Below are 21,590 nucleotides of genomic sequence, written 5' to 3'. Positions count from 1 at the left end.
ATGAATGTGGCTGCCAGCATCAATGCCTTGATGCGCATTCCGAAGACTTTTGCCGGCCAGCGCATCCTGATCGTCGATGACGAACCCCGTTTCCGTAACGCCTATCGCGAACTGCTGGCCGGGGCCGGCCGGACGATCGAGGAATGCGGCACCGGCGCCGAAGCCATCCAGCGGCTGGCCGGTGCCGACATCGATGTCGTCGTCCTCGACCTCAAATTGCCCGACATCGGCGGCAGTCAAATCATGGAGTGGATGGCAAGGAATTTCATTTCGACCGCCGTTATCGTTTTCAGCGCCGATCGCGCCATCGACTCAGCGATCCACGCCCTGCGCCAGGGCGCCTTCGAATTCGTCCGCAAACACAGCGCCCCCAGTGAGCTGATCGAAAGCGTCGACCGCGCCTTGCGCCGACGCCGGATGGAACAGGAGCACGCGGCGATGGCCGGCCAACTGGAGCAGTCCGAGAGCCTGCACCGTTTCCTGGTCGAACAGTCGCCCGATCTGATCTACTCCCTCGACGAGACCGGCCATTTCATTTTTCTCAACCAGCGGGTCGAGACGCTGCTCGGCTATCGTCGCGAGGAACTGCTCGGCCGGCACTATTCGGTCATCGTCCATGAGGGCGATATCGAGCAAGCCCGCTACGCCTTCAACGAACGGCGCATCAGCGAACGCGCGACCAAAAACTTCGAAGTCCGGCTCAAGGCAAAACCGACCGACGCCCACTCAGGCGAGCCGCGGCTGGTCGTCGTGATCCTCAGCTCGCAAGGCGTCTATGCCCCCGAAAAATCGGCGTCGCCGGCGTTCTATATGGGCACCTCCGGCGTGGCGCGCGACATCACCGAACGCAAGCGGATCGAGGAGACCATCGCTTTCCAGGCCTTCCATGATCTGCTCACCGGTCTGCCCAACCGCACGCTGTTCACCGACCGGCTGGAACTGGCACTGACCCAGGCCAAAAGGCGCCATCAGCGGGTCGGGGTGATGTTCCTCGATATCGATCGTTTCAAGCTGATCAACGACACCTACGGCCATCCCGCAGGTGACAAATTATTGAAGGATTTCGCGCTGCGCACCCGCAACTGCCTGCGTTCCGGCGACACCCTGGCCCGCCAGGGCGGCGATGAATTCACCGTGCTGCTGCCCGACATTGGCGGTCATGACGATGCCAGCCTGATTGCGCGCAAGATGCTCAATGCGCTGAAACAGCCGTTCACCGTCGCCGACCAGGATTTCACCGCCACGGTCAGCATCGGCATTGCGATGTTCCCGGAAGACGGGGTGACGCCGGAGGAGCTGATTCGCAATGCCGACATTGCGATGTACCAGACCAAGGCACAGGGCAAGAACGGTTACCTCGAATTCAATCCGGCGATGAACACGACGCATGTCGAACGGCTGTCGCTGGAAAACGATCTGCGTCTGGCCATCAAGCAGGGCGATCAGTTCGAGCTGCATTACCAGCCGCAGATCAGTCTGTCGCGGCGCCGGGTGGTCGGGCTCGAGGCGCTGATCCGCTGGAATCATCCGACCCAGGGATTGATCAGTCCGGATTCGTTCATCCCGCTGGCCGAGGAAACCGGCATGATCGTGGCGATCAGCGACTGGGTACTGCAGACCGGTTGCGCGCAGTTGGCGAAGTTGCAACGCCAGGGCTTTACCGATCTGAAACTGGGCATCAATTTGTCACCCCGCGAGTTCGAGCGCAGCGACTTGTTCAAGCGGATTACCGGCCCGATGGGCGAACATGGCTTGCCGCCGGAATCGCTGGAAATCGAAATCACCGAGAGCCTGCTGATGAAGGATGCCGAAACGGTGATTGCCAAAGTGCGCCAGTTACGCCGGGCCGGTATCCGGATCTCGATCGACGATTTCGGTACCCGCTATTCTTCGCTCAATTACTTGCGCCGCTTTTCGGTGAACAGCATCAAGGTGGATCAGTCCTTCGTCCGCGATCTCAGCTCGGCACATGGTTCCGGGGCGATTGTGCACGCCATCATGGGCCTCGCTCAAAGCTTCGATCTCGGCGTCCTCGCCGAAGGGGTCGAGACCCCGGCCCAGCTCAAGGCGCTGGCCGACCTCGGCTGCGACCAGATGCAGGGCTACCACTTCAGCCATCCGCTGCCGGTTGGCCGCCTGGAAGAATTTCTCACTGCCAGCCCAGTCTTCTGAGGGCGGGCGCCATCTAGCGAAAGGGTGAATATGAGCCTCTCCAGCTTCGGACCGGAACACAACCCGGAAGACCTCCAGGCCTTGCGCCGACTGATCGCACGCCTCGCCCCGCCATGCGGCCTCGACTTGAGCGACAAGTCGGCGGTCCGCCGCTTTCTCGACGGCGCCCAGGCGCCAGGTGACGCAGCAGAAACCGGCCAGGAACTGCGCGCCATGCTGATCCTGCTGTTCCGGCTGGAAACCTGCAGCAGCGAAGACCTCGGCTTCGCAGGCCTACGCCGCCTGTGGCTGGAGCACAGCGAAACGCTCGCCCGCTACTACCGGCCCGACGCGCTGCCCACGGCGCTGCGCCATGGCTTGCCGGACAGCCGGCCAGCCGCCGGCGAATAGTCCGATCGGCCCATATTGGAGCCAAGCGGCCTTCACCGGCACGAAATATTCGATTGCCATAATTAACCATCGGCAGGCCTGCCAAACTCACCGGAAGAACAACATGCGCCTATCCTTCTTCGCTATCGCCATCCTGTTGCTCGCCGGCCAGGCCCAGGCTGATATATCGCTGGCCGCCGGAGGAAATATCCAACTCGGCGCCGACCGCCCCCTGGATCTGGCGGCAAGTCGCAGCAGAGAGCTGAGTGGAAAAATCGAGCTTGTCGCCGGAAATATCAGTCTCAGCGAGGGGGGATCATTGCTGATTGTCGGATCTACTGCGCCACTCGTTATCGAATCCCCCTTGTCGGCCGCAACACCGGTCCGCCCGCCACAATCAACAACCACCGAAGGCGGCGGCACCATAAACTTCATTCCTTTCGACATCGGCAACTCGCCAAGCATCAGCATTGTGCAGCCGGATAGCGGATTGGCCGCCCTACGGATGGCCGCCGTTCCCGAGCCGAAGAACTACGCCATGCTGCTCGCCGGCCTTGCCCTGATGGGCTTCATCGCCCGTCGCCGCAACGCCCGTTGAACGAAAAAAAGCCCCCATCCAAAACTGGGGGCTTCCTGACCATCGGCGCCGACAAGGCGCCGCGTCTTATTTCGACGGGCGCCCGGTCTTGATCCGCTCGACGGCGGTCAATGCCTTGAGCAGCGACGCATCGGACATCGCCACCAGGGCAGCCAGACCGGCGCGCAGCAATTCACTCTTCTTGATCTCGTGCCCGGCACTCAGGGCCCGTTGCTTGAGCGCGGCAAGCTGCGCGTAATCGTTTTCGGGGAAGGTGAAACTGTCCCGCACCAGCTTTGGCTTCTTCACGGCGACTTTCTTGGCCTTGACTTCCTTGCCCGATTTAGCCGGGACGACCGGTTCGGCGCTGGCCGCAACGCTCTTCGCAGCCGGCTTGGCTTTCGCCTTGCTGACCGGCTTGGCAACCGGCTTGGCAACCGGCTTGGCAACCGGCTTGGCAACCGGCTTGGCAACCGGCTTGGCAACTGGCTTGGCAATCGGCTTGCTCGCCGGCTTGGCGGCCGGAGCCGGGAGCGTCGCAGCTGCCTTGGCGACTGGCTTGGCCGGCGCCGCTTTCTTGGCCACCACTTTATTTGCCACAGCCTTCTTGACCACGGCCTGCGCGGCGGGAAGCTTCGCCGCAGCGGCTTCGACTACCGGTTTGGCTGGCACAGCCTTGACCGGAGTTTCTGCGACGGGGGCGACTTCCGCCACGACTTTCTGTACTGCCACGCCAGCTGCTTTGCTCATGACCCACTCCTCAAATGATTAAAACGGTACAAACAGTATATATTGTTTATACCGATTTTCCAGCACCGCAGATCAAAAACCGTTCAACCATTCGGTAATCAAGTTGAAAGAGCAGCTTAACAATCCCTTGATATCGTTCCCGTCATCAACCGGATCAAGGATCAACCCATCATGAAGCTGATCGACCTGGAAAAAATAATCGACGACTTTTTTGAAAATAGCTGGGCGATGGCCTGGTTGCTTGGCGATTATTAGCCCGGAGCAGGAATCGCCGGCTAAATCAATTCAAGCCGCATCAACTCGGCTTTGACATAGGCGTAGAACACCGGCGCCACAGCAATCCCCGGCACGCCAAAAGCAGCCTCCATCAACAGCATGGCAAGGAGCATTTCCCAGGCTCGGGCATTGATCTGCTGGCCAAGAATCTTCGCCGAGAGAAAGTACTCGCCCTTGTGCAGCGCCACCAGAAAGGCCAGCGAAGCCAAGGCGGCATTGAACGAAAAGGATGCGCTGACCACGACGATCACGGTGTTCGAAATCAGGTTTCCGACCACCGGCAGAATCCCGACGATCAGCGTGATGACCAGAATGGTCTTGATGAAGGGCAGGTGAATGCCGGCCGCCGGCAGAACGATCGCCAGATAGACGGCGGTAATGCTGGTATTGATCAGCGAAATCTTGCCCTGCCCGATCACCACCCGCTGGAAGGCGTTGTAAAAAATGCCGACCCGCTCATGCAGCGCGGCGGCCAGCGGTTTGCGGTCCGGCTTTGCGCAAGTGCTGCCAACGGCGATCATGGCGCCGAGAATGCCTCCGATCAGGACATGCACGAAAGCCACGCCGATTTCCTTGCCGGCGCCCTGAATCTCGGCGCTATGGGTGTGCAGCCAGGAAACGACTATCGTTTTCCAGTCATCGGCCGATCCGGGCAGGCGCTCGACCACCCAGAGCGGCAATATCGTGTTGGCGCCTTCGATGATTTCCGCCAGCTTGATCCACAACTGCGGCACCCCGGTCGATTCGCCGTTCTTCAGATGGAACAGCAAGGCAAATGCGCCGACGCTGACGGCGGTCACGGCGATTGCGGCAACAATGGCGGTCGCCGCAATCTGCGCCGCCTGCCCGGCAAACAGTCGGGAGAGCAAGGGCGAGAGTTTGTCGATGAGCGTAAAGACCAGCATGCCGGCAAACAGCGCCGAAACCAGATTCAGATGAATACTGGCGACCAGCAGCGCCACCGCAACGGCGTAGCTGAAAATTTGTACAGGAACGGATTTCATGGATGGAAGCTCGATAGTGACCCAACCCGCCCAGCTTATCGCGGCAAACCGTCTGCGCTGTAGCAGCCTGTAACCCGGCCGAAAAATCAGCGACAAAACGACCACCGCCGGCAATTCCAAAGAGATATCCGGCGCGCCGATTTTGCCGCAACATTCAGATACAAAGCGTTTCAATGGTCATACGTACTTCGCCACTTGTTGGCGCCAATATAGGCTCCGGTTTTTCCCCACGGAGGTCCGCCTTGAACACTAACGAACAACAACAGCTCAACAGTTTTCTGCAACAACTGGTTCAGGCCCAGATCGGCAGCAAGGATGCCGAGGCCGAACGAATCATCCTGGAAGCCTGCCGAAATCAGCCCGATGCGCACTACCTTCTGGTCCAGCGCTGCCTGCTGCTCGATCAGGCACTGCAAGCCGCCCAAACCGAGCTGGCAAAACTGAAGGCACAGGACAGCCATCGCGAACCGTCCGGCAGTTTTCTTGATGCCAATGGCGCCTGGGGCAACTCGGCGGCGCAACGTCCGGCCGCCCAGACGGCAGCCCCATACGCCCCCGCCGCGCCCGGCCCGGCACCCTCCCCGGCCGCTTCGTCGTGGGGTTCCGGACTGCTCGGCACAGTGGCCTCCACCGCAGCCGGCGTAGTCGCCGGTTCCTTTCTGTTCCAGGGGATCGAGCACCTGATGGGCAGCCACAACAACCACGCCAGCCCTCTTTCGGATACCGGCAATCTGACGCCGAAGGTGCCGGCTGAAAACACGACAGCCAACAATTTCATGGATACCGGCAGTTCTTCGCTCGACGACCTGAGCGCGCTAGATGTCAGCGACGGAGACACCGACTGGATTTAATCTTGGGAGCCCCCGATGACTCAAACTGAAAATCCCCCGCAGGCCGCAATCATCCAGGCCTTCCTCGCCACCTCGCGGGCCTATCTGGCGCTCGACGACGATCCTGATGCGGCCAGACATCGGAGCATCGTTTCAAACACGACAGCCAAGCCGGACAAGACGAGCACGAATTCATACCGCAAAACGCTCCGGTCAATTCTGCTCGCCGTTGGTTTGGGCGCCTTCGTGGCCGGGCCGGTCATGGCTGACCCGGGCTGTGGCCAGACCGAGGAGCATCGGACACGACACTGACAGCTGGCCAGCCGAAAGCACTTGTCGTTTTCCCCGCCGTGCCGTCGAGCGCCCTGACGCAATGAAGCGAATCCTGTTCTTTTGGCTTTTACTCGCCCCCGCCGTGCTGGCGCTGGCCGATCCGGCACGCCCCGGCGCAGCCGAGGATGTCGGCGATGCGGCGTGGGATTTCAAACTGACGCCCTCCTACTATGCGACGGCCCATCAGACCGGAGCGAGCGACCTCAACCTGCGGGCTGACTCCGGTCCGCACGCGGTTTGGCTGGGCTACTACCGGCGCGGCAACGAGTTCGAGCAAACGCGAACCGGCTATGAGTTCACCGCCGAGACGCCATTCGGGAAGATCGTGCCGTCCCTGCAATTGGCCAGCCACGGGTTTGCCGGCGGCTCGCTGAATGCCGAAGTCGGTCAGGCGATATTTGCCCTTGTCGGTTTCGGCAGAACGAATGCCAAGGATTATTACAACCTGAATTTCGACCCGAACGATTCGATTACCTACGGCCTGGGTACCCGATTGTTGCCCAAGAGCACGCTGTCCCTATTCACCGTCAAGGACAATCGGCTGCATACCGGCCAGATGGTGACGCATGCCGTCTGGCGCTACCTGCCGGCCGAACACCAGCGGCTGACACTTGATCTGTCGAGCAAGCACGGCCGGGCAAGCGCGGAAGACGATAGCGTCTCGGGCAAGGCCATTTCGGTGACTTACGACTATCAATCGGTTTTTGTGCGTCTGGCCCGTGATCGAAAAGTCAATTTCACCGCCGACGACCAAACCCGGCTGTCGCTCGGCTTGCGCTTCTAATCCTTGATTTCAGCTAACCCGACCGGCAACGCCGGATGGAACGAATCCAGATATTCGGAAAACCCCGCGCCGACCTCGGGATGCCGCCGGCCGAAAACGACGGTCGCTTTCAGATAGCCGAGCTTGGAACCGCAGTCGTAGCGGGTTCCGGCATAGCGATAGGCCAACACCTGCTCTTCGCCAAGCAGCGCGGCGATGCCGTCGGTAAGCTGGATCTCGCCGCCGCTGCCCGGAGTGACGTTTTCCAGATGGTGGAAGATGCGCGGCGTCAGGATGTAGCGGCCGACCACCGCCAGCGTCGATGGCGCGTCTTCGGGCTTCGGTTTCTCGACGATGGCGCGGATGCTTTCCAGGCGCTCGGCCACCGGGCTGGCGGCGACGATGCCGTAGCTCTTGGTCTCGGCGCGCGGCACGTCCTGAACGCCGAGTACCGAGCAGCGGTAATAGTCGTAGGTATCGGTCATCTGCTTCATCACCGGCACTTCGCCGTCGAGCAGGTCGTCGGCCAGCAGCACGGCAAACGGCTCGTTGCCGATCACCGGCTTGGCGCACAGCACGGCATGGCCGAGGCCGAGCGCTTCGGGCTGGCGGATATAGATGCAGTTGATGTTCTTCGGCAGCAGGTTGCGGACGAATTCCAGCATCGCGGTCTTCTGCTTCAAGGCCAGTTCGCTTTCCAGCTCGTAAGCCTTGTCGAAATGGTCTTCAATCGCCCGCTTGCTCCGGCCGGTAACGAAGATCATGTCAGTGATGCCGGCCGCAGCGGCTTCTTCCACGGCGTACTGGATCAGCGGCTTGTCGACAATCGGCAGCATTTCCTTCGGGCTGGCCTTGGTCGCCGGCAGAAAACGGGTGCCCATGCCGGCCACGGGGAAGACTGCCTTGGTGATTTTTTTCATGATATTTCCGGTATCTGGTTGAACGATCAGGACTTGTAACCACGCGGGTTGTTCTGCTGCCAGTTCCAGGCATCGCGGCACATCGTCGCGATATCGCGCGTCGCTTGCCAGCCCAGACTGGCTGCGGCAAGCGAGGGGTCGGCATAGCAGGCAGCAATATCGCCGGGCCGGCGCCCGTCGATGCGATAGGGCACGGCCTGGCCGCTCGCCCGGGCGAAGGCGGAAACCATGTCGAGCACGCTGTAGCCCTGCCCCGTCCCGATATTGACGGCGAGCAGCCCGGCCCGCGACGGCAGCGCGTTCAGCGCCGCGACATGGGCCTGCGCCAGATCGACGACATGGATGTAGTCGCGGACCCCGGTCCCGTCCGGCGTCGGGTAGTCGTTGCCGAAAATGCGCAGTTCGGGCAGGCGGCCCACCGCAACCTGACTGACATAGGGCAGCAGATTGTTCGGGATGCCTTCGGGGTCTTCACCGATACGCCCGCTGGCATGGGCGCCGACCGGATTGAAGTAGCGCAGCGTGATGATCCGCCAGGCCGGATCGGCAGCGCTCAGATCGCGCAGGATCTCTTCGATCATCAGCTTGCTGCGGCCATAGGGATTGGTCGCCGAAAGCGGAAAATCCTCACCGATCGGAACGGTATGCGGATCGCCATAGACCGTTGCCGACGAACTGAAGACCAGCGACTTGACGCCGAACTCGGCCATGGTTTCGAACAGCACCAGACTGCCGGAGACGTTGTTGTCGTAATAATCGAGCGGTTTGGCGACTGACTCGCCGACCGCTTTCAGCCCGGCGAAATGGACCACCGCGCCGATCTCGTGGGCGGTGAAGACGCTGCGCAGCAAGGCGCGGTCGCGCACATCGCCCTCGACCAGTACGACCGGGCGGCCGACCAGTTCGGCGACACGGCGCAGCGCCTCCGGATGGCTGTTGGAAAAATTATCGACGACAACCGGCTCGTAGCCGGCCGCCATGCACTCGACACAAGCGTGGCTGCCGATATAACCGGCGCCACCAGTGATCAGCAGCTTCATACAGATATCCTTCTTTCATTCATTCGACGGTAACGGACTTGGCGAGATTGCGCGGCTTGTCGACATCGGTGCCGCGCACCAGGGCAACGTGATAAGCCAGCAGTTGCAGCGGAATCACATGCAGTAACGGCGACAATCGGCCGTAATGCTCGGGCAGGCGGATCACATGCACGCCTTCCGATTCGCCGATGGCGCTATCGGCGTCGGCGAACACATACAGCTCGCCGCCGCGCGCCCGCACCTCCTGCAGATTCGATTTCAGTTTTTCCAGCAGCTTGTTATTCGGCGCCACGGCGACCACCGGCATGTCGCCATCGACCAGCGCCAGCGGCCCGTGCTTCAACTCGCCGGCCGGATAGGCCTCGGCGTGGATATAGGTGATTTCCTTCAGCTTGAGCGCCCCTTCGAGGGCGATCGGGTAATGGCTGCCGCGCCCGAGAAACAGCGCATGGTGTTTGTCGGCGAAGGCTTCAGCCCAGCCCTTGATTTCTTCCTCAAGCGCCAGCACCCGGCCCACCGCTACCGGCAGATGGCGCAGCGCTTCGAGTTCGACCGCCTCATCGCAGGCCGACAGGCGGCCACGCAGCTTGGCGAGCAGCACGGCCAGCAGGAACAAGGCGGCGAGCTGGGTCGTAAAGGCCTTGGTCGAGGCGACGCCGATCTCCGGTCCGGCCCGCGTCACGAAGCGCAGCGCCGTTGCGCGGACGATGGCGCTTTCCGGCACGTTGCAAATGGCCAGGGTCAGCGGATGGCCAAGCGCCTGGGCGTGGTGCAAGGCGGCCAGCGTATCGGCCGTTTCGCCGGATTGCGAGATGACCACGACCAGCTGGCGCGGATTGGCCACCGACTGGCGATAACGGTATTCGCTCGCCACCTCGACGGTGCACGGCAGACCGGCGAGCGATTCGAGCCAGTAACGGGCGACCATGCCGGCATAGCTCGACGTGCCGCAGGCCAGGATCAGCACCGAGTCGGCGTGGGCCAGCAGGGCCTCGGCCCCGGCCCCGAAAATGCCGGCCTGCACCGAGTGCGTGGCGCCCAACAGTTCCAGCGTGTTAGCCAGCGCTTCCGGCTGCTCGAAAATTTCCTTCTGCATGTAATGGCGATAGCGGCCCAGCTCCACCGCATCGGCCGAGAGTTGCGAGGTAACCACCGGACGCTCGGCAAGGCTGCCGTCGGCCGCGAAAATGCGATAGCTGTCGGCGCTCAACTCGGCGAGATCGCCGTTTTCCAGATAAATCACCTGGCGCGTCACCTGCAGCAAGGCCGAAGCATCGGACGCCGCGTAGCAGCCCGCCGTATCGCCCTGGCCGAGGCCGAGCAGCAGCGGTGAGCCACGGCGCGCCACGACGACGTGCCGCGGATCATCGAGGCGGATGACGGCGATGGCATAGGCGCCGATCAGTCGCTGCATCGCCGAACGAACCGCCGTCAACAGCTCGCCGTCCTGGCGCAGCCTGTCCTGGATCAGGTGGGCGATGACCTCGGTATCGGTATCCGACTCGAAGCGATAGCCCTGCCCTTCCAATTCGCGGCGCAGCGCCTCGAAATTCTCGATGATGCCGTTGTGCACCACGGCCAGCCCGCCCGAGACATGCGGATGCGCATTGCGCTCGTTCGGCACGCCGTGCGTTGCCCAGCGCGTATGGGCGATGCCGCTCAGACCGCTGACCTGCTCGCGTTTCGCCTGGGCCGCGAGATCGACCACCCGGCCGGTCGAGCGCAAACGATGCAGCCCCCCGTTGATGACCGCCAGACCGGCCGAGTCATAGCCGCGATACTCCAGCTTGCGCAAGCCCTCGAGCAAGACCGGAACGATGTCGCGACCAGCGGCCGCAGCAACAATGCCACACATTGATTCTTCTCCTGCCCAGCGGAAAAACGGTTCGCCGGGTACGCCCCGACGAAGCTCCTAATTGCTTCCCGGCGAGTATTCACAACAAATATTGAAATCTGATGAAAATCCGGATGCACAAAAAGAAACGCTATGATGCGCGGCGTTGAAACTGGCTACGGCACAAAAAGGGATTGGCGTGAAATTTGATCATCGATTTTTTGCCCGGTTCGGCGCACTGCTGCTCGCCATCTATCTTGTAGCGGCAACACCAGCCCTGGCCAGTGCCCGGATTCTGCTGCCACGCACCGGTCTGACGCCGGACGAACTCGCCGTCATCATCAATGACGATGACCCGCTCTCCCGCCAGGTCGGCGAGTACTATCAAAAAGCCCGCAGCATTCCGGCAAGCAATCTGATTCACATACATTTTCCACCGGGACGCAGCGCCTTGGGCAAGGATGAATTCACCCAACTGAAAACAGCGATTGATCTCGCCACCCCAGCCCATATTCAAGCCTACGCGGTCGCCTGGACAGCGCCTTATCGGGTCGGATGCATGTCACTCACCTCGGCGCTGGCCTTTGGCTTCAACGAAGAATACTGCTCGTCGAAATGCGGCCCGACTGCCGCCAGCAGTTATTTCAACTCCCCCAGCCTCTACCCGGCCAGCGACCACCGGCTGCGGCCATCGATGATGCTCGCCGGCCGCAGCTTTGAACAGGTCAAGGCGTTAATCGACCGCGGCATCTCGGCCGATCGCCAATTTCCAGCCGGACGCGCCTACTTGCTCAACACCCCGGATAAAACCCGCAGCGTGCGCGCCGCCTATTTTGAAAAAACGGAACGAGAGCTAAGAGATGTGTTCCCCATCGAAATCCTCCAAACCGGGGCCATCGAGAACCGCCCCGATGTCCTCTTCTATTTCACCGGCCTGCCGCAAGTGCCACAACTGAAAACCTTGGGCTTCCTGCCGGGCGCGCTGGCCGACCACCTCACCTCATTCGGCGGACAACTGACCGATTCGAGCCAGATGAGCAGCATGCGCTGGCTCGAAGCCGGCGCCACGGCAAGCTACGGAACGGTGATGGAACCGTGCAACCACGTCCAGAAATTCCCCTTCCCGGCCATCGCCATGTTCTACTACTCGACCGGCGCCAGCGCCATCGAAGCCTATTGGAAAAGCGTCGCCTGGCCTGGCGAAGGTGTCTTCATCGGCGAACCGCTGGCCCGCCCGTTCGCCCCGAGACTCAGAGAGATTCGACCGAATCACTTTGCGTTGGACATTTTTTCGCCACACAAAAGGCTGCTCAGGATCGAGCAATCCACCTCGATGATGGGGCCGTTCACGTCATTCGGCCGGGCACAGCCTATTGGCCGAGGCCGGAATCTGCTGCGTTTTAGCCTTCCCGAGGAAGATGGCAACGCGTCCCCGCAGTTTTACCGCCTGCAGATTTCCGACATCGGTGATGGAACACCCCGATAACGAATGATCCTCCGGCCAAGTAGCAAGATATCCCCCGCAGAGGGCTCTGACATGGGGTACCAACCGACTTAATACTTGGCTTGAATGCAAAAAGCCCGACTTCGTAACCTATTAAATAGATTAAGAAATCGGGCCTTGCGGAAGCCTGGCGGAGAGACCGGGATTCGAACCCGGGGTAGGGGATTACCCTACACACGCTTTCCAGGCGTGCGACTTAAACCACTCATCCACCTCTCCAGGAGGCGCGCATTGTAGCAGAAGAGCGGAGACGGTCAAATAAACTTTCGCATTACAGCCAATCCGAGCCAAAACAGCAGCAGAAGCGCAAAACAGACGATACCGATGGTCGTTGCACTTGCGCGCTGCGGCAGCAGCCAGGCGACCAGGCGACGCGGCGGCGCGGTGATTATTGAAAACAGTTGGTAGATCGGATTGGCCGCCCTTCCCCTACCGGCCAGAATGTAGAGCATCCCCTGGGCGACCAGACAGAGACCGAGCATTTCAACGATTGCCCGCAATGCACCGATAACGAAGAGCAACATCCTGATCAGCTACTCGTCGTCAATGTTGAACTCGGCATCCAGCTTGCGCATCCGGTAGTTGTAGAACCAGATGATCGCCAGAAAGAAGAACAGAAGGCCCTGAGCCCCCATGTAAAAACCGAAAGGAAAGCCGAAGATGACCATTTCGTTCAGTTCGCGGGCAAACCAGCCGCCCAGGAAAGTGACAACCACCCACAAAAGAAACAGCACGATGGTTAACGCGCGTGTCTTGCGCCAATAGGTATCGCTGTCGGCCATGTTAGCCCCCGCCTCCGCGCTTGCTCCGCCGGATGCCATGCAGGAAGTTCTCGGCTTCCGGGTAGGGCTTGGTCATCAGGCTGACGATGACAATGATGACAAAGCCGACACAGACGCCGAAGACTCCGGCCGACGACGATTGGACATGGAACCACGGCGCCATTTTGATGCCGCTGATCCCCAGCCACGGGATGCCGTCGAACTCGACCCGCACGATGTAATAAATTGTCAGCATGACCCCGGTCAGCATGCCGGCGAGCGCCCCGGTGCGGGTTGCGCGGCCCCAGAATATCCCGAGAACGAGCGCCGGAAAAAAGGCCGAACCGGCAATCGAGAATGCCCAGGCGACCATCGACAGGATGGTTCCGGGCTTTTCCGCCGCGACCGTGGCGGCCAGAACGGCGACGACCAGCAGCATCGATTTCGAGATGACGAGGCGAAGCTGGGTCGAGGCATCGGGACGAAGTATCCGGTAATAGACGTCATGGGACAGCGCGCTGGTGATCGTCAGCAACAGGCCGTCGGCCGTCGACAATGCCGCCGCCAGCGCCCCCGCCGCGACGAGGCCGGAGACCACGTAGGGCATGCCGGCGATTTCCGGGGTGGCGAGGACGATCACGTCGGGGTTCATCGACAACTCAGCGAGTTGCAGGATGCCGTCCCGATTGATGTCCTCGATCGTCACCAGGCCAACCTTGGTCCACGCCGCGACCCAGCTCGGCAGCTTGGCGATGGGCAGCTCGGCGAGGTTCGACAGCACTTCGTATTTGGCAAAAACGGCGTAGGCCGGTGCCGTCATGTAAAGAATCAGAATCAGCAGCAGCGACCAGAAGACGGACTCCCGGGCCTGACTGACGGTCGGCGTCGTGTAGTAACGAATCAGCACATGCGGCAAGGCAGCCGTGCCGACGGTCAGACAGAAGATCAGGGCAAGGAAATTGATACGCTGCGCCAACTGCTCCTCGGGGTCTTCGGCCGGGAAGGCCTCGGCGTGGTGGATGGGCGGCTTGCTGCGCTCGATGGCCGAAAACATTTCGGCTTCCCAGATCAGCCGGGCCTGATCCGGGTCATGCGGCAACTCCCGGCGCTGACGCTCGAGGGCGACGATATCCCGCATCTGGCTATCGCTGGCCTTCAACTGGTTGATCTGGGTCGACAACTGCTCGCGCTCCAGTCTCAGCGACTCGGGGAGTTGCATGATTTTCTGGGCATAGTCGTCGGCCCGTGCGTGGTACAGGGTACGCACCTCGATTTCGGCCGGCGTGTCGAACAAGCGGTTCTCAAGCTGTGTCACTTGCTGCAGGACCTTGCCATAAACGACTTGCGGCACCGGAATGCCGGTCACATTGTAGGAAAGGATAGCGACCGGCGTCACATAGGCAACGATCAGGATCACGTACTGGGCGACCTGGGTCCACGTGACAGCCCGCATCCCGCCCAGGAACGAACAGACGAGAATGCCGGCCAGCCCGACGAAGACGCCGATCTCGAACTGCAGACTGACAAAGCGGCTGGTGATGACCCCGACGCCGTAAATCTGCGCCACGACATAGATGAACGAGGCAAGGATGGCGGCACCGACGGCGACCAGCCGGATTGCCGTGCCACCGTAACGGGCGCCGAGAAAGTCGGGAATGGTGTACTGACCGAAACGCCGCAGATACGGCGCCAGCAACAGCGCGACCAGCACGAAGCCGCCGGTCCAGCCGATGACATAGGCCAGCCCCTGAAAGCCGGAGAGGTATAGCGTGCCGGCCAGCCCCATGAAGGATGCGGCGCTCATCCAGTCGGCGCCGGTTGCCATGCCATTAAAGAAGGCCGGTACGCGGCGGCCGGCAACGTAATACTCGGAGACGTCGGAAGTCCGGCTGGCAATACCGATCGCGGCGTACATCGAGATGGTGAAGAACAGGAAGGCGTAGCCGATCCAGCGCGGCGGCATGCCATGGTCTTCAAGAACCGCCAGACTGAGGACGAAGGCCAGGAAACTACCGGTGTAGTAAAGGTAGTAGCGCTGCAGCTTGGTCAGGGAGTGAAGCATTCGGCGCGACTAATGGGTACGGCGCAGGAAAGTGCTGGCCCGGGACTCGTCGATTAGCCGGGCCGCCGTATCGATTTCCTTGGCGGAAGCGCGAACCAGCAGCATCTGGAAAATCCGGGCGAGCAGCAGCGTGTTTTCCATCGCGCTGCGCCGGCCGCTGCCGGCATCGAGACCGAAGACGCCGATCCAGTGATCAAGCGGCATCACGCTGCTTCCCTTGTCGCTGAACATCGCCGGCAGCAGCCAGGCGAGATCGATCCACTGCGGCTGGAAATCGACCCCCAGGCGCTCCCTGAAAGCCCGTTGCAGAAATCCGCCGACATACGACACGTGATAGGTCACCAGCGGTGCCTTGCCGGCAAACTGCAGAAAGGCCATCAACTGACGGTCGAGCGATGCCTCGTCGGCGGGAGCATCGTTGTCGGCCGATGTCTCGAGATCGATGAACAATGCGTCGGCCGGCAAGATGGTAGACCGCTGCACCGTGCTGGCCGCGATTTCCAGCAACTGATCGGACTCCGGATTCATTCCGCGGCTGGCGATATCGACGATCACGTAACGGGTGTGAAAATGGAAATCGTCCAGCGTCGGGGCCGGCGTATTGCGCCAGGCATCGAGCGCGGCCCGCACATCGTCCGGCAGATGCGCGGGAGCGTCGCTCTTGAACAGCAAACCTTTCAGTCCGAACATGCTCAGTTCACCTGATAGTCGAGTTTGAGCCGCGACTGGATCTTGCGGGCCTGACGGAAGGATTCCTTCAGAATGCGCCGATCCAGTTCGTTGAGTTTGTCCGGATCGATCAGATTGTCACCCTGGCTGCCCGGCTCCCCTTCCAGATACTGATGCTGCAAACGCAGCAGCTGGATGAAATTCAGCCCATCGAGCACGGCATTGATTTCCTCGCCGCGCGCTGCCAGACGCTGCGAAGCCAGACGCAGGCGCTGCACCGAGTTGGTGTTGTGCACGCCGGTGGCCAGCGCGTAGATGCGGGCCACATCGACGAAGATCCGCGAGCCGTATTTCTTGAGGTCGATCTTGCCCGGATGATCCGGTTCAAGATCGGTCAGGAAATCGCGCAACTTGCCCAGCGGCGGTGCGACATCGAGCGCATTCCTGGCCATCGACTGCAGGAAGATCGGACTGGCCGCCGCCTGCTCGAGCAGGAAACGACGCATGTTGTCGGCCAACTCGTGCTTGCCGTACAAGGGCCGAAAATCGAAGAAGATGGTCGCGTTGAGTAGCGCCGTCGGCTCCGGCATACGGATCCACTTGCTGAACTGAGTCTTCCACTCGCCGAGCGTCAGGCACCATTGCGGATTGCTCGCCATGATGTTGCCCTTGCACAGCGGAAAACCGCAGCGGTCGAGATCCTTGTTGACGTCGAGGGCGAAGGTCAGGAAACGCTGGCGAAGCGCGTCGACCGCCGCACCGTCGGGGCAGGCAAAGACGATGCCGTTATCCTGGTCGGTGCTGAAAGTCTGCTCGTCACGCCCTTCCGAGCCGAAGGCCAGCCAGGCCCATTCGATGCCGTCGAAATTATGCTTTTCCAGGTTGAGCTGGATGACCCGCCGGGTCAATGCGTCGTTCAGCGCCGAGATGAACTGGGTCAACTGTTCGGCGCCGATCCCCTGCGCCAGCATGTTGAAAGCCAGCTGACGGACATCGGCCGCCGACTGCAGAAGCGCCTCGACGTCGTGTGCCGAATCGATCGACTGGCGAATCTGGCGCAGACCGACACGCTGCAGCGAGAACAGATCCCGCTCGGAAACGACGCCGGTCAACCGGCCTTCGGCATCGGTCACCAGCACGTGACGGACGCCTTGCGAAGCCATGGCGAGCATCGCGTCGTAGGCCGTGGCGTTTTCGTCCAGACACAAGCGAGCCGCCGACATCGCCTCGCTGATTGGTGCAGTCAGCGGCCGGTCGGCCAGAACGACGCGATCGAGCAAATCGCTGCGCGTGAACACGCCGACCGGTTTCCGGTCTTCGCCGGCGACGACCAGCGAACCAATGCCGGCCTGCGACATGATTTCCAGCGCGGCACGCAGCGGGGTCTCCGGCCCGACGATCACCGGCGAACGGGAGCCGATGCCGGCCAGTGGCGAGTTCAGCGTCTGCTGTTCGCTGGCTTTCTGGGCAAATTGCAACTGCAACTGCCGGCGCGACTGGTCGAGCAGGCTGGCGATGTATTGCGTACAGAACAGGTTGAACTCGGGGCTGCTCACCATCAGCGCCATGAAGTCTTCGGCCGGCAGCTGGTAGCAGAAGGTGTCCTCGACCGCCACATAGTTGTTGGTCGACGGCCGCCCCGCCGTAACGGCACCGATCGGGAAGCTTTCCCCGGCACCGAGGCTGAGGATGGAGTATTCGGTGACGGTGACCTCGCCGGCCTGACGGGCCTGCACCTTGCCGGATTCGATCAGATAGAAGAACCGGACGTTGCCGGACGCCGCCCCGACGATCTCGCTCCCCGCCGGGTAGAAGGCGATCTGCGCCTGCTCGGCGAAGCGCTGCAGGGCGTCGGCCGACATCTTGTCGAACGGCGCATGTTTTTTGAGAAAAGTGAGGGTATTGCCGGCGACCCGCCGACGCCCTTCCTGACGCAGGCTCGTTTCCACCTCGGCAATGACGGCAAACTCCTGTTTTTCTTGTGCTTGTTGTGGCGTGCTCACGACAACCTCATTTTTCTTCAAAGTGCATAGTTTAACTTGAGGCGCTGTTGCAGGCGGCGTGCCTGCTTCAGCGCCTCGCGCAGGATCGCCTTGTCCATTTCGTGCAGCGTCGACAGCTTGAGGCCATGGCCATCGCTCACGCCGGCTGCCGCAGCAGCCCTTTGCTGATCCAGCCGCAGGCGCAAGACATGCGAAAACGCCGACTCCGCTGCGGCAATCCCCTCGGCTTTCAGGCCAGCCGCCGGACCCGCCTCGCGCAGGCGGCCGGCGGTGTGCACCGCGCGCGCTCCCGAGGCGAGGGCAAAAATCCGGGCGACATCGACGAATATCCGGCTGCCAAATTTTTTCAGATCGAGCAGTTCCCCCTCCTCGGCCGCGATCTCGCCGCGAAAATTCAGCGGCACCGCCGCCTGCAGCGCATTGCCGGCCATCAGATGGAGGAAGGACGGCGTATCGGTGGTCAGTCCGAGCAGGATGGTCTGTAGTCTTTCACCCAGTTCGAGCTGGCCAACCAGCGGACGCAGATCGAAAAAAATACTGGCATTAAGCAAGGCGGTCGGCTCGGGCCGCCTGACCCAGTCGATGAACTGCTCGCGCCATTCATCGAACGACAGACACCAGGCCGGATTGCCGGCCATGACCTGGCCGCTGCACAGCTTGAAGCCGCAATCGGCCAGACGCTGATTGGCTTCCGCGGCGAAGGGCAGGAACAGGGTGCGGAGCGCTTCGGCCTCGCGCCCATCGACGGCATTGAACACCAGGCCGTTGTCCTGATCGCTGACCAAGGTCTGTTCATATCGCCCTTCAGACCCCATGGCCAGCCAGCACCAGGCAACGTCCGGCAGATGGTGACGCTGGCTGGTCAGGTCGACGATGCTGATGGTCAAGCGGTCGTTGCAGGCCGAAATCAGGCGGGTCATGTTGTAGCCGCCCATGCCGCGACCAGCTACGGCCAACAGAAATTGGCGCAAACGCCCGGCGACGGCCGGCGCCTGGTCGAGCGCCGTCAAGCCATCAAGCTCGGCCAGCACTTCAGCCTGCCAGCGGCAAGGCAGAAAGTCGCCGCTCGACAGCGCCATCTCAGTACTTGACCCGGGCAAAATAGGTCTTCTCCGACGCTTCCAGGGCCTGGCGCACCGTGACGATGCCCTTTTCCTCAAGCAGCGGCACCAGTTTCAGGAAGACCTCGCCGGTCGCCAGTGCATCTTCCAGCGCATTGTGCCGACTGGCGATATGGATGCCGAGGCGCTCCAGGATCACGTCGAGCTTGTGCGATTCCTGATTCGGATGCACCACCGCCGAGAGCAGCAACGTATCGAGTACCGGCTGCGAGAAGCGGATACCAGTCCGCTCCTCCTTCAATTGCAGGAAGCGCATGTCGAAAGCCGCGTTATGGGCAATCAGCACGGTGTCTTCGCAAAACTCGTGGAAGGCCGGCAGGATCACGTCGATGGTCGGTTTGCCGCGCACCATGTCTTCGGTGATGCCGTGAATCGGGATCGATTCGGGCTTAAGCGGGCATTCCGGATCGATGATCTGGTCGAAAACTTCCTGACGCAACAGGCGGTTGTTCACAATCCGGGCGGCGCCGATCTGGATGATCTCGTCGCCGTTGGAAGGCTCCAGCCCGGTGGTTTCGGTATCGAAAACGGTACAAGTCAGGTCGGAGAGCTTGCGCTCGAGATCGATCGACTTGTCGGCAAAATTGAATAGATCGAAATCGTAATACTCCGGCCGGCTCGAGCCGCGCTTGCGATCCTCCTGATCCTGCTCGACTTCCGGCGTCGCCACCGGCAGCACGAAGCGGAAGAAGGCGCGGTGCGCCGCCTTTTCGCGCTGGTACCAGATTTCCCCGCCGTGCCGGTCGATGACATCGCGGATGGAGAGCGGCGTCGTTTCGCTGCCGACCTGCATCGAATCCATTTCCCAGGTGTAGAACGTCTCCGAGGACATGGCCGGACCGGCCCAGATCAGATCGAGATAGGCCAATTTGCCTTCCGATTTGAGACGGAAACGCAGTTCGCGCGGCTCGTAGTGATCCTGCAATTTGGCGGCGAGAAAAACCAGGGCAAAGACCAGCGAGAAACTGTCGGCCTTGACCCACAAGGCATCGTCCAGCTCCTCGGTCTTCGTCGGCAGATTCAGCTTTTCGTTGATCCGGCGCTGGGCGGCGGCGATGATGTCGATTCCGAGAATGTCCTCGAGCGGCCAGCGGGTCTTCATCGAATCGGAAAACTCGACCATGGTCTGATCCAGTCGCTGACTCATCCTGGCGGCTTCATCATCGACCACCTTGACGAAACGCTCGCGCAGCTCCGGCTCCATTTCCGGGTAATCGATCAAGTTGGCGACGGCGGCGCGGATATTGCCCAGAGCCGAACGGCTGCCTTCGGTCAGCGAATGCAGCACCTGATCGCGACGCGCCTCCAGCTCGATGCTGCGCGTGATGTTCTCGACGGTCAGCACGTAGCCGGACATCGCCGCTTCGCCCTCCCCGCTCGCTGCCGCCAGAACCGGAACCATCTGAACGCGCAGCAACTGGCCACCGCGGGTCGTCGTGATGAAATTGGAAATGGCCGTCTTGCCGGCCCCCAGACGCTGGCGAATGACTTCCTGGGCGTGCTCGACCTGATTCTTTTCGAGAATCGAGAAGATCGACCGGCCGAGACCGATCAGCGCCCCGCCGCTCACTGAGGTCGGCCCCAGCGCCAGCGCCTTGAACTGAAGGCGGGCGCGGTTGTTGTAGAGCAGGATGCGACCGTCGAGATTGCAGACCACGACGGCTTGCGCCAGTTCGGACATCAAGGCGGCGAGCCGATTCTTTTCTTCCTCGACCGAGGCTTTGGCCCGACCGATCTGGGCATCGACATCGTTCATCAGCACGTCACGCTGCTGCGCTAGGTCGTTGGCGGCCATCGCCAGTTGTTGCACTTCCGGCGGCCCATCGAGCGTCACGCGAAAATCGCGGTTGGCGCCGAGCATCAGGCGTAGCGTTTCGGACATCCGCAACAGGCCCTCGACATATTGCTTGAACAGCTTGTGCAGCACCAGCACGCCAATTGCAAAACCGCACATCGTCATCATCGTGCCGACCGGCAGGCGCGACACGAGCAATTCGACCAGCAGGTTCCGCTCGGCTTCCTTCATGTCCAGCCAGACGAGCAGCGAACTGACAACGAATGGCCCGGTCATCAACAGACCGAGCACGACCACGGCAAGGATGAAGCGATATTTAGCCTTCATGGCGCGTATTCCAATGAATTTCGGCCGCAACGGGCCGGCGACCGCACCCGACGGGAAGCTCGCGCGGCGTGAGCGCGGGCCATCGGGTGCGGCGGGTCGAGATCAGGCAACGCCCAGCATGCTCTTGACCTTGGCTACCAGATCCTTGGTCGAAAACGGCTTGGTGACGTAGGCATCGGCGCCGATCGCCAAGCCTTTGGCAACCTCGGTATCGCGTCCCTTGGCGGTCAGCATGACGATCAGCAAACCGGCCAGCGCGGGGTCGGCACGCAGCGCCTCGCAAACCTCGAAACCGGATTTCTTCGGCATCATCACGTCAAGCAGCAGCAGGTCCGGCTTGAAGCTCGCCACCTTGGCCAAGGCTTCCTCGCCATCGCCGGCGATGGCGATTTCGAAGCCTTCCTTTTTCATCAGGAATTCGAGCGAAATGACGATATTCGGTTCGTCATCGACAATCAGAATCTTGTGCGCCATACCTTT

20 protein-coding genes and 1 tRNA gene are annotated in these 21,590 nt (G+C 61.4%); 7 read left to right on the top strand and 14 right to left on the bottom strand.

The features are described 5' to 3' along the window. The 3 genes from KI611_RS09415 to KI611_RS09405 all read left to right on the top strand — a co-directional run bounded on the left by KI611_RS09415 (position 1) and on the right by KI611_RS09405 (position 3,139). Positions 1–2,172, top strand: coding sequence for a putative bifunctional diguanylate cyclase/phosphodiesterase (locus tag KI611_RS09415; RefSeq protein WP_226419560.1), 2,172 nt, complete (start codon positions 1–3; stop codon positions 2,170–2,172). Positions 2,173–2,202: 30 nt separating this feature from the next. After that, complete coding sequence (locus tag KI611_RS09410) at positions 2,203–2,562, top strand: hypothetical protein (protein WP_226419559.1); 360 nt, start codon at positions 2,203–2,205, stop codon at positions 2,560–2,562. A gap of 103 nt (positions 2,563–2,665) precedes the next feature. Continuing rightward, positions 2,666–3,139, top strand: coding sequence for a PEP-CTERM sorting domain-containing protein (locus KI611_RS09405; protein WP_226419558.1), 474 nt, complete (start codon positions 2,666–2,668; stop codon positions 3,137–3,139). A 66-nt stretch (positions 3,140–3,205) separates the two neighbouring features. Here the strand turns inward: KI611_RS09405 and KI611_RS09400 are convergent, their stop codons facing one another. Both KI611_RS09400 and KI611_RS09395 read right to left on the bottom strand, forming a co-directional pair. Beyond that, complete coding sequence (locus tag KI611_RS09400; RefSeq protein WP_226419557.1) at positions 3,206–3,868, bottom strand: hypothetical protein; 663 nt, start codon at positions 3,866–3,868, stop codon at positions 3,206–3,208. Positions 3,869–4,143: 275 nt separating this feature from the next. Then, entirely contained in the window at positions 4,144–5,322 is a 1,179-nt protein-coding gene (locus KI611_RS09395; protein WP_226419556.1) for an AI-2E family transporter, read from the bottom strand. A 68-nt stretch (positions 5,323–5,390) separates the two neighbouring features. Here KI611_RS09395 and KI611_RS09390 point away from each other — a divergent pair, with 68 nt between their 5' ends. From KI611_RS09390 to KI611_RS09380, 3 genes are all read left to right on the top strand, one after another. Next, on the top strand, positions 5,391–5,999 hold the full coding sequence (locus KI611_RS09390) for a DUF2076 domain-containing protein (protein WP_226419555.1): 609 nt from the start codon (positions 5,391–5,393) through the stop codon (positions 5,997–5,999). A gap of 15 nt (positions 6,000–6,014) precedes the next feature. Next, positions 6,015–6,290 carry a hypothetical protein gene (locus KI611_RS09385; protein ID WP_226419554.1) on the top strand — a complete coding sequence of 92 codons (276 nt, stop codon included), beginning with the start codon at positions 6,015–6,017 and terminating at the stop codon, positions 6,288–6,290. A 61-nt stretch (positions 6,291–6,351) separates the two neighbouring features. After that, positions 6,352–7,095 carry a hypothetical protein gene (locus tag KI611_RS09380; protein ID WP_226419553.1) on the top strand — a complete coding sequence of 248 codons (744 nt, stop codon included), beginning with the start codon at positions 6,352–6,354 and terminating at the stop codon, positions 7,093–7,095. Here the strand turns inward: KI611_RS09380 and galU are convergent. The 3 genes from galU to glmS are packed head-to-tail and all read right to left on the bottom strand — an operon-like array spanning position 7,092 to position 10,889. Further along, a complete protein-coding gene (galU, locus tag KI611_RS09375) occupies positions 7,092–7,994 on the bottom strand; it encodes a UTP--glucose-1-phosphate uridylyltransferase GalU (protein WP_226419552.1) in 903 nt (300 codons plus the stop codon). The genes KI611_RS09380 and galU overlap by 4 nt on opposite strands. A 26-nt stretch (positions 7,995–8,020) precedes the next feature. Further along, positions 8,021–9,034: a UDP-glucose 4-epimerase GalE gene (galE, locus tag KI611_RS09370; RefSeq protein ID WP_226419551.1), complete on the bottom strand. Its 1,014-nt coding sequence runs from the start codon at positions 9,032–9,034 to the stop codon at positions 8,021–8,023. A gap of 19 nt (positions 9,035–9,053) precedes the next feature. Further along, positions 9,054–10,889, bottom strand: a complete 1,836-nt coding sequence (glmS, locus tag KI611_RS09365) for a glutamine--fructose-6-phosphate transaminase (isomerizing) (protein ID WP_226419550.1) — start codon at positions 10,887–10,889, stop codon at positions 9,054–9,056. 145 nt (positions 10,890–11,034) lie between these two features. Here glmS and KI611_RS09360 point away from each other — a divergent pair, with 145 nt between their 5' ends. Further along, complete coding sequence (locus KI611_RS09360) at positions 11,035–12,354, top strand: TIGR03790 family protein (RefSeq protein ID WP_226419549.1); 1,320 nt, start codon at positions 11,035–11,037, stop codon at positions 12,352–12,354. A gap of 146 nt (positions 12,355–12,500) precedes the next feature. Here KI611_RS09360 and KI611_RS09355 read toward each other — a convergent pair. The 9 genes from KI611_RS09355 to KI611_RS09315 form a co-directional block, all read right to left on the bottom strand. Continuing rightward, a tRNA-Ser gene (locus tag KI611_RS09355) sits at positions 12,501–12,591 on the bottom strand. 35 nt (positions 12,592–12,626) lie between these two features. Further along, a complete protein-coding gene (locus KI611_RS09350) occupies positions 12,627–12,896 on the bottom strand; it encodes a hypothetical protein (RefSeq protein ID WP_226419548.1) in 270 nt (89 codons plus the stop codon). Positions 12,897–12,905: 9 nt separating this feature from the next. Beyond that, positions 12,906–13,154, bottom strand: a complete 249-nt coding sequence (locus tag KI611_RS09345; RefSeq protein ID WP_226419547.1) for a DUF4212 domain-containing protein — start codon at positions 13,152–13,154, stop codon at positions 12,906–12,908. A gap of 1 nt (position 13,155) precedes the next feature. Continuing rightward, a complete protein-coding gene (locus KI611_RS09340) occupies positions 13,156–15,195 on the bottom strand; it encodes a sodium:solute symporter family protein (RefSeq protein ID WP_226419546.1) in 2,040 nt (679 codons plus the stop codon). A 9-nt stretch (positions 15,196–15,204) separates the two neighbouring features. Continuing rightward, positions 15,205–15,885, bottom strand: a complete 681-nt coding sequence (locus KI611_RS09335; protein ID WP_226419545.1) for a hypothetical protein — start codon at positions 15,883–15,885, stop codon at positions 15,205–15,207. A gap of 2 nt (positions 15,886–15,887) precedes the next feature. Beyond that, the gene (locus KI611_RS09330; protein WP_413464016.1) at positions 15,888–17,801 is read right to left on the bottom strand and encodes a DUF294 nucleotidyltransferase-like domain-containing protein; all 1,914 of its coding nucleotides are present in this window, start codon (positions 17,799–17,801) and stop codon (positions 15,888–15,890) included. Positions 17,802–17,884: 83 nt separating this feature from the next. Beyond that, complete coding sequence (locus tag KI611_RS09325; RefSeq protein ID WP_226419544.1) at positions 17,885–18,946, bottom strand: DUF294 nucleotidyltransferase-like domain-containing protein; 1,062 nt, start codon at positions 18,944–18,946, stop codon at positions 17,885–17,887. A gap of 1 nt (position 18,947) precedes the next feature. Beyond that, positions 18,948–21,110 (bottom strand): exonuclease domain-containing protein, encoded by a 2,163-nt coding sequence (locus KI611_RS09320; protein WP_226419543.1) that lies wholly within the window; start codon positions 21,108–21,110, stop codon positions 18,948–18,950. A gap of 102 nt (positions 21,111–21,212) precedes the next feature. Beyond that, positions 21,213–21,584 (bottom strand): response regulator transcription factor, encoded by a 372-nt coding sequence (locus tag KI611_RS09315; protein ID WP_226419542.1) that lies wholly within the window; start codon positions 21,582–21,584, stop codon positions 21,213–21,215. Positions 21,585–21,590 lie beyond the last annotated feature (6 nt).

The sequence above is a fragment of the Dechloromonas denitrificans genome (assembly GCF_020510685.1).
Classification (GTDB): Bacteria; Pseudomonadota; Gammaproteobacteria; order Burkholderiales; family Rhodocyclaceae; genus Azonexus; species Azonexus denitrificans_A.
Note: the sequence above shows the minus strand (reverse complement) of the source record. Positions and strands in the feature narration are given on the sequence as shown.

Excerpts from the sequence above, each read along its gene's own strand:
- KI611_RS09380 (WP_226419553.1), top strand. The coding sequence starts at position 6,352 with ATGAAGCGAATCCTGTTCTTTTGGCTTTTACTCGCCCCCGCCGTGCTG.
- KI611_RS09350 (WP_226419548.1), bottom strand. The coding sequence starts at position 12,896 with ATGTTGCTCTTCGTTATCGGTGCATTGCGGGCAATCGTTGAAATGCTC.
- galU (WP_226419552.1), bottom strand. The coding sequence starts at position 7,994 with ATGAAAAAAATCACCAAGGCAGTCTTCCCCGTGGCCGGCATGGGCACC.
- KI611_RS09320 (WP_226419543.1), bottom strand. The coding sequence starts at position 21,110 with ATGAAGGCTAAATATCGCTTCATCCTTGCCGTGGTCGTGCTCGGTCTG.
- galE (WP_226419551.1), bottom strand. The coding sequence starts at position 9,034 with ATGAAGCTGCTGATCACTGGTGGCGCCGGTTATATCGGCAGCCACGCT.
- KI611_RS09340 (WP_226419546.1), bottom strand. The coding sequence starts at position 15,195 with ATGCTTCACTCCCTGACCAAGCTGCAGCGCTACTACCTTTACTACACC.
- glmS (WP_226419550.1), bottom strand. The coding sequence starts at position 10,889 with ATGTGTGGCATTGTTGCTGCGGCCGCTGGTCGCGACATCGTTCCGGTC.
- KI611_RS09415 (WP_226419560.1), top strand. The coding sequence starts at position 1 with ATGAATGTGGCTGCCAGCATCAATGCCTTGATGCGCATTCCGAAGACT.
- KI611_RS09405 (WP_226419558.1), top strand. The coding sequence starts at position 2,666 with ATGCGCCTATCCTTCTTCGCTATCGCCATCCTGTTGCTCGCCGGCCAG.
- KI611_RS09325 (WP_226419544.1), bottom strand. The coding sequence starts at position 18,946 with ATGGCGCTGTCGAGCGGCGACTTTCTGCCTTGCCGCTGGCAGGCTGAA.
- KI611_RS09410 (WP_226419559.1), top strand. The coding sequence starts at position 2,203 with ATGAGCCTCTCCAGCTTCGGACCGGAACACAACCCGGAAGACCTCCAG.
- KI611_RS09315 (WP_226419542.1), bottom strand. The coding sequence starts at position 21,584 with ATGGCGCACAAGATTCTGATTGTCGATGACGAACCGAATATCGTCATT.
- KI611_RS09345 (WP_226419547.1), bottom strand. The coding sequence starts at position 13,154 with ATGGCCGACAGCGATACCTATTGGCGCAAGACACGCGCGTTAACCATC.
- KI611_RS09400 (WP_226419557.1), bottom strand. The coding sequence starts at position 3,868 with ATGAGCAAAGCAGCTGGCGTGGCAGTACAGAAAGTCGTGGCGGAAGTC.
- KI611_RS09385 (WP_226419554.1), top strand. The coding sequence starts at position 6,015 with ATGACTCAAACTGAAAATCCCCCGCAGGCCGCAATCATCCAGGCCTTC.
- KI611_RS09335 (WP_226419545.1), bottom strand. The coding sequence starts at position 15,885 with ATGTTCGGACTGAAAGGTTTGCTGTTCAAGAGCGACGCTCCCGCGCAT.